A 14,961-nucleotide genomic window follows, 5' to 3' on the forward strand; every position below is an offset into this window, starting at 1 on the left:
TCATTATGGATGGTAGTAAAGAAACTGAACGTCAGAGACAGAGAACACCCGCTCACGCTGCAATATTACGTGAGCGCTGCCTCCCTGACTCTGCAGCCAGCGAGAATATAACCCCTCGAGTATGGCACAGAACGCGTTGCACCAGCGCACGCGCCCCGCATCGTCGCGGCTGACCGGCAACGCCTGATGGCGCAAGCGCAGGCCATCCTCACCGACGTCGATGGTCACCACCCCCCAGTGGAAATGGGTCAGCAGCCGGTTGATATTCGCCTCCAGCTCCCCTACGGTCTCCGACGCCGGCAACGGATGGGTCTCCGCCAACGAGGCGCCCATCTGACGCAGGAAGGGCTGACTTTCCAGCTCGCCGGCATTATTTAACATACCTTCGACCATAATAATCAACAGATCGAACCATCCGGCAGGCGTTTGCTGCTGCTGAAACCAGGTCATCACCACCGGGTTATTGTTCTCCGTCATCATCAATGATCTCCTAACATATAGCGAATATAGAGCCCGGCGGTGCTTTCGTTATAATCCCCGAAGGTGTCATAGCCAATCTGGCCCCCCAGCGTCATCTGTTTGTTGACCTTGTAATCCGCCCCGGCGCGCAGGGTATAGCCGATGCCGCTCTTCGAGGTCGCAGAATAGTAGGCTTCCTTGGCAAACCCATTGCTCACCGCCGTCTCCAGGGTCTGCTGCCACTCCGAATTGGTCGGGAAATAGGCGCTCTTATCCTGGCTGTAAGACTGGTAGCCCACCGAGCCGCCGAGCTTCATGGTCCAGTTATCATATTTTTCCGTCAGACTGACCGGCAGCGACACGCTGACGTAGTTTTGCGGACTAAAGTAGCCCCCCTGGCCATAGGTGAAGTAGCTGAGGTTTTTGGAGTAATCCATATAGCTCATGCTCAACCCGGCCTGCAGCTGGCGGTATTCGTCATGATAGGGCCGCAGATAGACCCCGGCATTGGCGTTGATGCTGGTGTTGCTGGCGACGTTCTGCCCCAGGTAGCTGTAACCGCCGCCGCCAACGTAGAAGCCCGCGTCACCGTCGTCATAACTCAGCTGCAGGGTGCCGCCGTTTTTCGTCACCTGCCCCCAGGTTTTACCGGAATAGGCATCCTTCAGACCGACATACGAAAGCAGGCTGTCGGTGAGCGAGCGGCGTTCGCCGGTGAGGATCAGCGACAGATAGTTGGTCAGCTTGGGCGACCATTTCACCCCGCCGACAACGGTATTCAGATCCTGGCCCAGCGGCGTGCTGCCGATATCGACCCGGTAATCGTCACCGCTTAGCGCCAGCGCCAGTTCGACGCCGTTGGCCTTCTGCGAATCGGTCGAGCCGCTGGTCTGGTCAACGTTCGGCTTACGGCTGGACGAGGAAAGATAGCTGGCCACCTGCCCCGAATCATAGCTCCCGAGCTTCGCCAGGTTTTCCATCCCGCTGCTGGTGGTCGGATTGAAGTCCGCCGCGTTCAGGGTGCCCAGGCCGCTTAACGCCTCTGCCCCCGGATTGCTGGCAAAATAGGCCGTCCGCTCCGCCTCGGTCATCGAGGCGATCGCCGCCTGCTCGCTGGTGGCGGTACTCACCATATTGGAGACCGCGTTGGCCAGCGGGTTGGCGCCGTAGCGACGCCAGGCGTCGCCGCTGGCGGTCCCGGCGTTTAACGACACCGGGGTGACGGTAAAGTCAAAGCGCGAGTCGCCAAACGGCGAGGAGGACCAGGTCAGCGGCGTTCTGAGCTCCGTCAGCTTGCTGGTGCCCGATTCGCCGTCGCGTCCGCGCACGTCCATTCCCCCCTGCAGCCAGCTGCCGGTTTTCTCCTGCAGCGACTCCATCATGGTGTCCACCTGACGCAGCATCCGCGTCTGGGCGGTGTCCACCGGCAGATCGGTGCGCTGGATCCCCGGCAGTGAGGAGCCGGGCGCGGCGGCCGACTGGGCAACCTGCCACGGCATATACTGCCCGTAGGCGGAGGCCGTCCGCGTCGGCGCCGACGTTTGCGACACGCCGATGAAGGGGTTATCCGCCGCCAGCACCCCGCCGACGGTCGGCGTTTCGCTGCTGTTGGTGCTTTGCATGCCCAGCAGTTTGCCGCGGGCGCTGCGCAGGTAGGTCATCGCCTGCTGATGATGACCCTGGGCCTCCGCCACTCTCGCCAGCAGCAGCAGGCGATCCGGGGAGTTATCCTGACGCAAGCCGACGGCCAGCTGTTCCGCGCGATCGTTGTTCCCCGCCGACAGCGCGACGTCGATAGCCCCGGCGCGCGCATCCTGGTTCGGCGTATCGCGCGTCATCAGGTAGTCATAGACCACACCGGCCTCTTTGTTCATTTTGCCGCTCTGGTACAGCCGCGCCATGGCGAACATCAGATCGGTATTCTGCGGATCGCTCTGCATGGCACGGATCAGCTTGTCATACGCCGCGGCATAATTGCCCTGCTCGCGCAGGCGGTCGGCCTCGTTGATCACATAGCCATTGCGAATGCTCGCCAGCTGCGTCGGCGTACTGCTGGCCTGCAGCTGCGGATTGCTGATCAGGTTCTGCGCCTCGCCGGTCAGCCCGGCCTGGTTCAGGACGGCGATCTGATCGGCGTAATCCCCGGCGTTGCCGGACACCCCGCCGCTGATATTGTTGCGCACCAGCGATACCGCGGTGGTCAGGTCGCCGCTCTCGGCCAGCAGCCGCGCCAGCTTGCCGGCGTCCGCCGGGGCTTTCGGCGGCGTAGAGGCCATCGCCCGCAGGGTATTGCTGGCGGCGATGGTATTGCCCTGCGCCAGGTAGTTTTCGGCGGTCACCAGCTGCAGGTTGTAGTTCACCCGCTGACGTAAATCGCGCATGTCGCTGGTCTGGCTGCCGCCGGGAATGCGCGCCAGCAGCGTCTGCGCCTGTTGCCAGGCGCCGTTTTCGCTGGCGAACAGCGCGGCGGCATACAACGCGCTGTTGCTGGCGCCGGGGCGATAGGCCGCCGACATCAGCGAAGAGGCCTCGCTGGCGTTACCCGATTTTTGCAGCAGTCGGGCCAGATCGAGACGCAGCCAGGGATCGTCCGGATAGCGGGCAACGCCTTCGCGCAGGGTGGCTATTGCGCCGGCTGGGTTACCGCTGCTGACCTGCGCCTGGGCCTGACGACGCAGGGCGTCGCCTGGCATGCCGGCCACCACTCGCGGCTGCAGTTTTTGCTGTAGGCTCTGCGGCAGCGTCTGCAGCATCGCCTGCGCCTCGGCGGATTTATTCTGCTCGCGCAGCACGTAGTAGAGGTTTTCCCGCGCCGCCGCATTCTGCGGGTCGTCGTTTAACAGTGAGCGCAGCGTTTGCTCGGCCTGGGGTAAATCTTTGTTATGTCGCAGCACATCGGCGCGAAACAGCTTCGCCGAGGCGCCCCGCGCCCCGCTCTGCTGCGCAAGCGGCGCGGAGAGCGCCAGCGCCTGGCTGATATTGCCCTGCTTATAGGCCTGCTGAGCCTGCGCCAGCTGGCCGTAGAACAGGGCATCAGCCGCCTGCTGACGGCGGGTCGCCGAGGCGTCGCCGCCGAGGTCCGCCGCCCGGCTCAGATATTGCGATGCGGCCTGGTAGTCGCCGCTGCGCTGCGCGATATAGCCCATGCCCGCCAACGCATCGGCATCCTGCGGGTTGGTCTGCAATACCTCTTCAAACTGCTGCTTCGCGGCAGCGGTATTGCCGCTGTTGAGATTGGCGTAGCCCTGGCCGCGCGCCTGGCCGCTGCGCCGTTCACGAAAGTAGTTCTGAACTTCGCTATCCTGCGGATGACGCTGCATCCAGGTATCGTAATACTGCTCATCCCCGGCCTGCGGACCCAGCCAGAGCAAGGCCTGACGCAAGCCGCTGTCCGCCTCTTTATTGCCGCTGGCCATCGGCTCGAGCAGGGCGATCCCTTCCCGACGGGTATCTTCCCGCCAGGTTAACGCTTTGCCCAACGCTACCCGCGGGGCGTTCTCCTGGGGATGCTGCGCCACGTACTGCCGCAGTTCGCTAATGGCCTGCGGATAGAGCGATTTGTCGCTGGCCATGGTCAGGTAATATTCCGCCGCCAGCCCGGCAGGCGGCGTATTGCCATTGAACATGCTGCGCCAGGTCGCCAGCGCGCCGGGGATATTGCCGCCGCGCGCCTGCTGGCGAGCCAGACTGAGCTGGCCCTGCGGCACCTGCGACATTTTTTTGGCGTTGTCCAGATCCTGCAGTCCCGGGCTGTCCGGCGCCGCTTTCGCCAGCCGCGCGCGCCACTGCGCCGCCGCCTGCATATCGCCGCCCTGCTGCGACCAGAGCGCCATCAGATACAGCGCCTGGGTGTTGTTGGCATCCACCGAGAGCACCTTCTGCAGGGACTCCATCGCCAGCTCGTCATGGGATTTCTCATGCCAGTAGTTGGCCTGGGCGAACAGCGCCTGCAGCGCCGCGTCGTTACCCGCCGCCAGCGCGCCGCCAGAAGCGCCGAGAGCCAGGGCGCCGGTGAGGCAGAATGTGGTGAGCCGCCGGGAGCTTTTCATCGTTATCGTTATCTTTCTTTTCATTGGTTATCCCCCGAACCCAGACGCTTACGGGCGTGACGTTTAAACATCGCGGTCAGCGCCAGTCCCATTATCGAGGTGGCAATCAGCCCCAGCAGAGCGAGGAAACCGGAGTGCTGGCTGGCATACCAGACCGCCATCATGTACCACGGCATCTGACCGCTGGGGAACGGCGTACTTACCTGGAAACTACGCACCCCGTTATCGCTGGTGATCACCGCGGTATCGCCACGGATCCCGGCATTGATGCGCGGTGAGTCCAGATCGTTTTTCAGTCGCGCCAGCTGGTCATCATTGCTGGCCATCGCCACCACCACCAGGCGGGCGGGATTCCACGGCGAACGATAGCTGATAAACCCGCGCCAGGCGCTGCTGGATGAGAAGTAGCGATCGGCATCGAGGCTGGCGGAGGTCCAGTCGCCGGTGAGTCGGCGCTGCGCTTTTTGCCACAGGTCGGGCTCGCGGACGCTCAGCACATTATCCACCGGGCGGTAGGGTGAGTCGGCCAGCAGGCTCTGGTTGAAGGCCTGCTGATCGAGAGCGGTGACCGCCAGCACATCACGTTCGCGCAGCGACTGCAAATCCCCGCCGCCGGTGGGCATCCCAAGCACGACGCGGTTATTCGCCAGCGCGGTGCCGGTCGCATTCCCGGAGCGCGCCGCCAGATTCAGCAGGGTTGCCACCTGGGTCTCAGACGGTTCCGCCGGCAGCAGGAGCGTCGTTTGCGAATAGTCCGCCAGCCGCGAGAAAGGGAAAGAGGCGCCGACGAAATAGGAGAGGTTTGGCAGCAGCGAGAAGTGTCGCGTTTTGCTCAAATCAATCCATGAGTCGTCAGTGATGCGGCTCTTGATATTGTTATTCAGCAGAACCGAGCACGGAACATCGTCCTTCGGCACCACATTGAAGTACATCGACAGCTGGTTATCGCCATAGATCAGGTAGGGTGCCAGCGGGATGGTAAAGCGCTCCTGGCGCGCATCGCCCCCGAGGTAGCGCCAGACTTTCTCCAGCGGCCCCTGCTTGTTCATCGGCAGGTTGTTGAGGAAGGTGCCGTTGAGCGTGACGCTCAGCAGGGACTTGTCTTCATTGATCCAACTCTCCGACGGGAAGCGGTAGCCAACCTGCAGCGGGATCGTCTCGCCATCCCACAGATAGAGGTCCGGCGCGGCGCGGAAGGCGATACGTAAAGGTTCGTGCCAGACGCCGCTGACGGTCGGGCTTTGATCCTTACGCAGCAGTTCGCTGAGTCTGACTGGACGATCGGTGGGGATCCAGCGCGGCGCATCGTACGCTTTGCCAACCGGGATGGTCTGTGGTTCAACATCCAGCGTCGCGGTTTGCGGCGCGAAGTTGCCGCGGGTCAGGCGCCAGGCGGCCATGCGCAGCGCGGTATCGTTTTTGCCGACAATCAACAGCAGCTTGTAGGCTGGATTGGCGGGGTTGGCGATGATGCGCAGCTGTGGCTTATCAGTTTCCGGCAGCGTCATGCCGCCCACCTGCTCGCCCGGGTGGCCAATCACGATACCGTGGCGTTCCGGCAGGCGGTCGCGCAGCGCGCTGAAGGCGATGCCGCGATAGTCCGCCTGGATACCCAGCCAGGAAGAGACCAGCGCCGCGGCGCTGAAGACGTCGGCCGACGGCTTCGCTCCATAGGAAACGGCGATGTCCGCCGGCGTCATCTGCATGCTGTCGAAGAATGGACGCGGGAAGTGGCTCAGATCGTCGCTGATGTTCAACTGCTGGCTTTCCCAGCTGAAATGCGACGTGGGCAGCACCGTCACCCGCGACGAATCATGAATGTCACGCTGGCACTGCAGGGTATCGCCATCGTTGATCTTCACGCTCAGGTTATTACTGGAAACCATCAGCGCGGGCGGGATATCCAGTTGATAATGTGAGACATCCTCGCCATCGGCCCCCAGCGGCAGGGTGCCGAGCGGTTGACCGTTGAGCATCAGCTGCAGGGTGGCATTGCGACTCGCCATTTCCGGCGATACGCGAACGGCAAGGCTAAGCTGCGAATGGATCACCACCTGATCGGAAGGCAGGGTAAAGCTGACGCCCCCCTGCCGCTGACCGCCGCTGAGAATAATGCCGTCCGGCATCCCCATCTGCGCCAGATTCAGATCGCCTCCCCAGACCGGAGCGACAGGAATGACCTCCGGCGCGGCCGACCCGCTCACCGGCGGGGGCAAGTCCGGCATATCCGGCGCAGGGGCCGTCGCCGCCGCATCGCCGGCGGTGGCGGGGGCTGTCGGGGAGGCGCTCTCCTCCGGCGAGGCGGCCGGGGGTTCGTCGCCTGGCTCGCTGTCCGCCGCGCCATTGAGCTGCGGAAAGCTCAGCGGCGCGGCGGCGCCGGAGCCCGGTTCTTCACTGTGCAGCGCAGGCGCAGAGAGCATCCCTGCCAGCAGCGCCAGCGTCGTTAATCGCTTCATAACGTGCCATCCTCCTGCGCCGTTTTCGCCACTGTTGCCCGATTGCGCTGGCTGCGACGGGTTTTCCACGTCAGCCAGAACAGTTCGAACACGCAGCGTAAAATGGTGAAGAAGGAGCGGAACGGGTTATCCTGCGGGCGCGGCGGATTAATCCACGCATCCGCGCGGGCCAGCACCACGCGCACCAGCTCACGGCGGCGCGAAAGCGGAATATCTTCATCAAACTTGAGGCGCAGGAAGCGCTCGTCAGAGGTGACCAACTGGGCCGGGATGGAGATAGCCCCGGACTGCAGGATCAGCTCAACCTCTTCGATATCATCCTCCAGATGGCGCTTATCCGGCGCTACTACGCGGCAACCGCCCATCGACAGATCCTCGGTGTGGCTGCGGGACACGATGCCGCTGGCGTAATGGATCACTACCGGGATATCGACATCGATACGAATGGTTTTCCGCACCTGCCGCGTTTCACGCGCGACGGCAATCGCCGCCAGCAGGAAGATCAGGCTGTAGATACCCCACCCGACGTTCAGAGCGATAACGTTGGGGTCCGAGCCAAAGTAGTCATGGCCAATCGCCCGGACGATGCCGACGATCACCCCCAGCGCCAGCAGACAGGCCACCACCAGGTGCGGACGCACCACGGTGAAATCGAAGTAGCCGACGTCCAGCAGGCCGCCCTTATCGGTGACGTTGAATTTGCCGCGTTTGGGGAAAATCATCGTCACCAGGGTCGGCAGCACCAGGTGAAAAGCCAGCACAATGTCGTAGATTTCCCCCCAGAAGCTGTAGCGATAGCGGCCGTTCATTCGCGAACCGACGTAGATGGCGAGAAACAGGTGCGGCAGCGCATAGGAGACGATCAGGCTCGCTGACGAGTAAATGATATTGAGGTTAAACAGCAGATAAGCCAGCGGGGCGGTGACAAACACCACCCTCGGGAGCGCAAACTGGTAGTAGAGCATGGCGCTGAGATAGCACAAGCGCTGCTGGAAGGTCAGCCCGCGGCCAAACAGCGGGTTATCGACGCGAAAAATCTGCGTCATGCCACGCGCCCAGCGGGTACGCTGGATAACGTGCACCACCAGGCGCTCGGTGGCGAGACCAGCCGCCAGCGGGATATCAAGAAAGGCCGACTTCCAACCAAGGCGCTGGAACTTGAGCGCCGTATGGGCATCTTCAGTCACCGTTTCAACGGCGAAACCGCCGATCTGCGCCAGCGCCTCGCGGCGGATCACCGCGCAGGAGCCACAGAAAAAGGTGGCGTTCCAGTTATCGTTGCCCTGCTGAATCGGGCCATAGAACAGCATCCCTTCGTTCGGGATGTTGCGCCCGACGGAGAGGTTGCGCTCGAACGGATCCGGGGAATAGAAGTAGTGCGGCGTCTGCACCAGAGCCAGCATCGGATCTTTCAGGAAGCCGCCGACGGTGGCCTGCAGAAACACGCGCGTGGCGACGTGGTCGCAGTCGAAAACACAGATAAGCTCCCCCTGGGTCAGGGTTAGGGCGTGGTTGAGGTTCCCCGCTTTAGCGTGTTTGTTATCGTTGCGGGTGATATAGCCCACCCCGACGTCGGCGGCGAAGACGGCAAACTCGCTGCGTTTACCATCATCCAGAAGATAGATTTTCATTTTATCTTTTGGATAATCAATACATTGCGCCGCGAGGACGGTGTCACGCACCACCTCAAGCGGTTCGTTATAGCTCGGAATATAGATATCCACCGTCGGCCACTTGCTCATATCATCCGGCAGCGGAACAATACCGCGCTTCAGCGGCCACACGGTCTGCAGATAGTTAAGCAGCAGCATCACCCAGATATAGACTTCCGCCAGAAAGAGCCCCATGCCGAGGATAGTTTCAATAGCTGAGTTGAAGTGCAGGGTCTGCGTGAGACGAAAATACATGTAACGGGTAGACATCAGCAGCGACGTGACGACCATAATGACCGATACGCTGCGGCGCTTGCTGAACCCCATCAGAAACAGAATACCGATGCTCAGCAGACCAAAAATATACTGCTTCTGGCTGTCCATCGGCGTGATCACCACCAGCACGGCGACGGGTGACAGCACCAGCGCCAGCAACCAAAAAAGAGATTTTTTCATTCAGCAGCCCTGCAATAAGTTAAAGCCCTGACATGCGTGGCTGGCTGTGCACCGTGCCATCGCCAATATGGATACCCAACAGCGAAGATATTTTTTTAGCAATAATTTCAATATCGAAGGCCGCTGCCGAGGAAGCGTTAAAGTCCAGAATCGACTTCTGCGATGCATTGGCCTCCACCACGCTTTCATCACGATGGACGATGCCAAGCAGTCGCTCGCCCAGCTTCTCTTCCATCAGGCTGGTGACGTCCCGGCTGACCTGGCGACGGCTATCGCTTTGGTTAATAACGAAATAGTGCCCATGCTTGTGATTCAGCGCCGCGCCGGTCAGGCGCTGTTTTTCCACGTGCGCCAGGGTCGACATCGAGGCAGTATCAGCCAGCAGCGGGATCAGATGCAGGTCTGCCAGCCCCGTCAGCGCCTTTAGCGCCGGCGAAGGCCCTGGCGGCATATCGGCGATGGTGATAAGTCCGGGATAATTCAGCAGTGCGGACAGTCCGCGCTGGAGAAAATGGTCATTGTGGGTCAGCTGCTCATCAAACGCCTGACGCTGCGCTTCGCTCACTTCGCCATACGGCAGGACGAAAATGTTGCTGCCGGCGCTCAGCACGCACTGGCTCCAGTCGTGCAGCTCCAGCGCCTTCGCCACATAGCCGCGCTCATCGTTCAGCGGCACGCCAAAATGCAAACGCAGCGCGTTCTGGACATCAAAATCCAGCGCCAGCACTTTGCTGCCGGTCCGCGCCAGCGAATAGGCTAAATTGGCCGCCAGGGTCGTTTTCCCTACGCCACCTTTCGGTGAACAGACGCAAATCAACGGCATGTTGCGATCCTTTCCAGAAGTGATTTCAAAGGCTGGTCTTTATTTTTCGCCACCGGCTCTGCGCTTTTCGCCGCGAACAGGTGGGCATAGTTCTCGGCGGTGGGCGCGGGTCGAGGAGCCATTCTCGGCGGCGCCATTGCCGGTTCAGGCGCCGGGATTGAAGGCGCAGGGGTCACCGCAGGCTCCTGCCTGACTGGCTCCGGCGCGGCGGTGGCGGTCTCCACGGCCGGCTGCGGGGCCGGAGCGGCAGGCACAACGGAAGCGGAGGCTGGCGCCGCCGCTACGGCCGCTTCTATCTGGTGGAACAGATCCGCGGGCACTGACTGCGGCAGGGGCGCGGAAACCGAGCCTCCCAGCGCCAGGGAAGAGGGTTTCTCTGCGCCGGGATTTAGCTGATTGAGGATCGCCCAGTCGCCATGCTCGCGCGTGGCGGCTTGCGATGAAAGATCCTGAAATTTGAGGTTTTGCGTCCGCGTTTTTTCCTGAAAGCGCTGCAGATCATCATAATGGTTCATTGATAACCTAATGATTTTAAAAATTTCATATTAAGTTTGTTGTTATTTTCTAAGTATATTTAAAATATCGTTGCGTCTCTGGTATGGCAGAAAACGCGCCGTTGGAGACGTACCAATACATACGGTTGACAGGGTTATAATAGTTTAGAATTTGATTTCCGGTGTGATTCCACGGCAGAAGTATCGCTACACTAACATTTTCTTTTCAGAAGGATAGCCCCATTTTTTAGGTATGCGTCCATCCTTAAACCACGCTTCCACCGCGCTTCCCGTCCGTTTTTATATAAATGTATTAGGTAATGATAGAATCATAGCGTCAGATCAGCGAAAGAATAAACCTGAACCATTTTAATTTCTCTTTAATTCTATAAAAATGGACTGAAAGTCTTATTTTTTCGGATAATCGACGAAGAATGCGCCGAGGACGTGGCATTCACTGCGATAAAAGGCGATATCGCCGGGTTTTATCCCCGGCGGGAGAGAAGCCCCCGGTTATCGGACCGGGAGCGTGCCGTCAGGCGTGGGGCTTTTGCGGATTCTCATCCTGGTCGACGGCAAAGCAGGCCACCAGCTGGCCGCCGTAATCCTTCAGCTGCGGCTGAAGCTGGGTGCAGGGGCCGAAGCGCCGGCGGCAGCGCGCGTTGAAGGCGCAGCCCGGCGGCGGATTCAGCGGGCTCGGCAGCTCGCCGGTCAGCTTAATCCGCTCGCGACGGTCGTCCGGGTTCAGACGCGGCGTCGCCGACAACAGCGCCTGGGTGTACGGATGACGCGGATTGTTAAAGATCTGGTCCTTGGTGCCCTTCTCCACGCAGCGGCCGAGATACATCACCATCACTTCATCAGCGATATGCTCGACGACCGACAGATCGTGGGAAATAAACACGTAGGACAGACCTAAATCCTGCTGCAGATCCATCATCAGGTTCAGCACCTGAGCGCGTACTGAAACGTCCAGCGCGGAGACCGGCTCATCGGCGATCACCACGTCCGGATCCAGCATCAGCCCGCGGGCAATGGCGATACGCTGGCGCTGACCGCCGGAGAACATATGCGGGTAGCGATCGTAATGCTCTGTTTTCAGGCCCACTTTCGCCATCATCGCCAGCGCTTTTTCGCGGCGCTGCTCTTTGCTCAGGCTACTGTTAATCAGCAGCGGCTCTTCCAGAATCTGCCCCACTTTTTTACGCGGGTTCAGAGAACCGTAGGGGTTCTGGAACACAATCTGGATTTTTTGCCGGCGCAGCTTCTGCGCCTGTGGGTCGTGCTTAAGTAGATCCTGCCCCTGATAATAGAGCTCGCCGCCGGTGGGAATTTCAATCATCGTCAGCAGACGACCGAGGGTCGATTTACCGCAGCCCGACTCTCCCACCACCGCCAGCGTTTTACCGCGCTCAAGAGTAAAGGAGACGCCGTCCAGCGCCTTCACCAGCCGTTCCGGGGCGAATAACCCCTTCTTCACCGGGTAGTGTTTTTTCAGATCAATGGCCTGCAACAGCGGTTGTGGCGTGGCGGCCTTTTGCGTACTCATAATCCAGGCCTCCCGGCATCATCGAGTGGGTAGTGACATTTAGACTGGCGACCGCCATTGAGATCCGCGAGCGCTGGCTCTTCGCTACGGCATTTATCCGTAGCATAGGGGCAGCGCGGGTTCAGCAGGCAGCCGTTGGGACGGTCATATTTCCCCGGCACTACGCCCGGCAGCGACGCCAGACGCGCTTTATCCTGGGCGAACTCCGGCAGCGCGCGCAGCAGCGCCTGGGTGTATGGATGGCGCGGCGCGCGGAAAATATCCTTCGCATCACCAGTCTCCACCACCTGACCGGCATACATAACGATAATTTTATGCGCGGCCTCGGCCACCAGCGCCAGGTCGTGGGTGATCAACACTAGCGCCATATTCTCCTGCTGCTGCAGTTCCAGCAGCAGCTCGATGATCTGCGCCTGAATGGTCACGTCCAGCGCGGTGGTCGGTTCATCGGCAATCAGCAATTTTGGCCGACAGGCAATCGCCATCGCGATCATGACGCGCTGGCTCATCCCGCCGGAAAGCTGATGCGGGTAGACGTCCAGCCGCGACGCCGGATCGGGAATGCCGACCTGGTTCAGCAGGTCGATGGCCCGCTGGCGGCGGGTTTGCTTGTTGCCGCCCTGATGGACTTTTATCGCTTCCATAATCTGGAAGCCGACGGTAAAGCAGGGATTGAGGCTGGTCATCGGATCCTGGAAGATCATCGCCACCTCCGCCCCCACCAGCTGGCGCCGCTCTTTTTCAGAGATGCGCTGCAGGTCGCGGCCGTTAAACTCCAGTTTGTCCGCCATGACCCGGCCGGGGTAATCAATCAGACCCATAATCGCCAACGAGCTGACGGATTTACCGGATCCAGACTCCCCGACGATGCCGACCACTTCGCCCTGCTTCACGCTATAGCTGATGCGGTCCACGGCGCGGAACGGCGCGTTTTCATCGCCGAAATGCACCGATAATTTATCTACATTCAATAACGCCATCTCGAACCTCTTACTGCTTCAGTTTGGGATCGAGCGCGTCACGCAGACCGTCACCCATCAGGTTAAATGCCAGCACCGTCAGCAGGATCGCCACGCCCGGGAAGGTCACCACCCACCAGGCGCTCTGCGCGAACTGCAATACGTCGGAGAGCATGGTACCCCACTCCGGCGTCGGCGGCTGCGCGCCCATGCCGAGGAACCCCAGCGCGGCCATGTCGAGAATGGCGTTAGAAAAGCCCAGCGACGCCTGAACGATCAGCGGCGCGAGACAGTTAGGCAGAATATTGACGAACATCTGGCGCATCGCCCCGGCGCCCGCCACGCGGGAAGCGGTCACGTAGTCGCGGTTGACCTCCACCAGCACCGCCGCGCGCGTCAGACGCACATAGTGCGGGAGCGCCACGAAGGTCAGCGCCAGCGAGGCGTTGACGATGGAGGGTCCGAAGATAGCCACCAGCACCAGCGCCAGAAGCAGACTCGGCAGCGCCAGCATAATATCGACGACGCGCATGATGATTGAGTCCACCACTCCGCCGAAATAGCCCGCCACCAGGCCGAGCACCACGCCGAGGATCAGCGACAGGACCACCACCAGGCAGCCCACCAGCAGCGACAGGCGCGCGCCATACATCAGGCGAGACAGAATATCGCGGCCCACGTCGTCGGTGCCGAGCAGATGCGCCAGGCTGCCGCCCTCCTGCCAGAACGGCGGCGCCAGCAGCGAATCACGGAACTGATCCGCCGGGTTATACGGGGCGAGAAAGTTGGCGAACACGGCGATTACGATCATCACCGCCACGTACACCAGACCGACCACCGCCCCTTTATTGCGTTTGAAATAGTGCCAGAACTCCTGCAGCGGGGTCATGGGCACCGGCGCAGTGATAACTTTATTTTCAGTAACTTGTGACATGATGACCCCTTACTTCTTATGCCGGATACGCGGGTTCACCACGCCGTACAGCAGGTCGACCAGCAGGTTGACGAGGATAATCATCGTCGCCACCAGCAGCACCCCGCCCTGCACCACCGGATAATCGCGACGCTGCAGCGCGTCGATCAGCCAGCGGCCTAAACCAGGCCATGAGAAAATGGTTTCCGTCAGGATGGCGCCCGCCAGCAGCGTGCCCACCTGCAGGCCAATCACCGTGACCACCGGCAGCATCGCGTTACGCAGCGCGTGGATCACAATCACCCGCATCCGGGTCAGGCCTTTGGCGCGCGCGGTGCGGATGTAGTCTTCGCCGAGCACTTCCAGCATCGACGATCGGGTCATACGCACGATCACTGCCAGCGGAATGGTGCCCAGCACGATGGCGGGCAGGATCATATGCATTAAGGCGTCAATAAAGTCGCCCTGCTCGCCCCAGATGGCGGTGTCGATCAGCATAAAGCCGGTCAGCGGCAAGGTATCGTCAAGGAAGACCGTATCGCTGATACGCCCGGAGACCGGCGTCAGGTTCAGCTGCACCGAAACCAGCATAATCAACATCATGCCCCACCAGAAGATAGGCATCGAGTAGCCGGTCAGCGCCAGGCCCACCGCGGTGTGGTCAAAGATGGAGCCGCGTTTTACCGCAGCCAGCACGCCCACCGGAATGCCGACGGCGACGGCGAAGATCATCGCGCAGACGCCCAGCTCAAGGGTGGCTTTAAAGCGTGGGACAAACTCCTGCCACACGGGAATGCGGCTTTTCAGCGAGATGCCTAAATCGCCGTGCAGCACGCCCCAGATATAGTGGGCATATTGCTGCCACAGCGGCTTATCAAGGCCCATTTCGGCCAGCAGCTGCGCGTGACGTTCGGGGGAAATACCACGTTCGCCCGCCATAATCATCACCGGATCGCCGGGGATCATATGGACGAAGGCAAAGGTGAGAAGGGTGATACCGATAAATGTCGGGATGACAAGTCCCAGACGTCGGAGAATAAACTGCAACATAACCCGGATTCTCTCTAGTGACGCCCCGCCTGGCGACAGGGCGTCTGTATTGCTCACAAAAGCATTCCCCGGAATAGCGGGAATACGCCCCCCACCTCTCC

Annotated in this window: 9 protein-coding genes and 2 pseudogenes; all 11 read right to left on the reverse strand. The window is 60.8% G+C overall.

Going from position 1 to position 14,961, the window contains the following annotated elements:
- Positions 1–3 precede the first annotated feature (3 nt).
- On the reverse strand, positions 4–480 hold the full coding sequence (bcsD, locus tag ACQUTI_RS19810; RefSeq protein ID WP_004204979.1) for a cellulose biosynthesis protein BcsD: 477 nt from the start codon (positions 478–480) through the stop codon (positions 4–6).
- A complete protein-coding gene (locus ACQUTI_RS19815) occupies positions 480–4,532 on the reverse strand; it encodes a cellulose biosynthesis protein BcsC (RefSeq protein ID WP_064183532.1) in 4,053 nt (1,350 codons plus the stop codon). The genes bcsD and ACQUTI_RS19815 overlap by 1 nt, the downstream gene beginning before the upstream one ends.
- Positions 4,529–6,964: a cellulose biosynthesis cyclic di-GMP-binding regulatory protein BcsB gene (bcsB, locus tag ACQUTI_RS19820; RefSeq protein ID WP_138100124.1), complete on the reverse strand. Its 2,436-nt coding sequence runs from the start codon at positions 6,962–6,964 to the stop codon at positions 4,529–4,531. Before bcsB ends, ACQUTI_RS19815 begins: the two co-directional genes overlap by 4 nt.
- Entirely contained in the window at positions 6,961–9,072 is a 2,112-nt protein-coding gene (gene bcsA / locus ACQUTI_RS19825) for a UDP-forming cellulose synthase catalytic subunit (RefSeq protein ID WP_004204982.1), read from the reverse strand. Before bcsA ends, bcsB begins: the two co-directional genes overlap by 4 nt.
- A 19-nt stretch (positions 9,073–9,091) precedes the next feature.
- A pseudogene (locus ACQUTI_RS19830) lies at positions 9,092–9,884 on the reverse strand (cellulose synthase operon protein YhjQ/BcsQ).
- Position 9,885: 1 nt separating this feature from the next.
- Positions 9,886–10,410 (reverse strand): cellulose biosynthesis protein BcsO, encoded by a 525-nt coding sequence (locus ACQUTI_RS19835; RefSeq protein ID WP_043522504.1) that lies wholly within the window; start codon positions 10,408–10,410, stop codon positions 9,886–9,888.
- Positions 10,411–10,726: 316 nt separating this feature from the next.
- Positions 10,727–10,906 (reverse strand): annotated as a pseudogene (locus tag ACQUTI_RS19840) (hypothetical protein).
- A gap of 18 nt (positions 10,907–10,924) precedes the next feature.
- On the reverse strand, positions 10,925–11,938 hold the full coding sequence (gene dppF, locus ACQUTI_RS19845; protein WP_004204985.1) for a dipeptide ABC transporter ATP-binding subunit DppF: 1,014 nt from the start codon (positions 11,936–11,938) through the stop codon (positions 10,925–10,927).
- A complete protein-coding gene (dppD, locus tag ACQUTI_RS19850) occupies positions 11,935–12,918 on the reverse strand; it encodes a dipeptide ABC transporter ATP-binding protein (protein WP_043522501.1) in 984 nt (327 codons plus the stop codon). The genes dppF and dppD overlap by 4 nt, the downstream gene beginning before the upstream one ends.
- Before the next feature lie 10 nt (positions 12,919–12,928).
- Positions 12,929–13,831, reverse strand: a complete 903-nt coding sequence (gene dppC / locus ACQUTI_RS19855) for a dipeptide ABC transporter permease DppC (protein ID WP_004204988.1) — start codon at positions 13,829–13,831, stop codon at positions 12,929–12,931.
- Positions 13,832–13,840: 9 nt separating this feature from the next.
- Positions 13,841–14,860 carry a dipeptide ABC transporter permease DppB gene (gene dppB / locus ACQUTI_RS19860; protein WP_002921786.1) on the reverse strand — a complete coding sequence of 340 codons (1,020 nt, stop codon included), beginning with the start codon at positions 14,858–14,860 and terminating at the stop codon, positions 13,841–13,843.
- Between the last annotated feature and the right edge of the window lie 101 nt (positions 14,861–14,961).

It is taken from the genome of Klebsiella sp. 7-CIP_Kleb., from assembly GCF_050378655.1.
Lineage (GTDB): Bacteria > Pseudomonadota > Gammaproteobacteria > Enterobacterales > Enterobacteriaceae > Klebsiella > Klebsiella quasipneumoniae.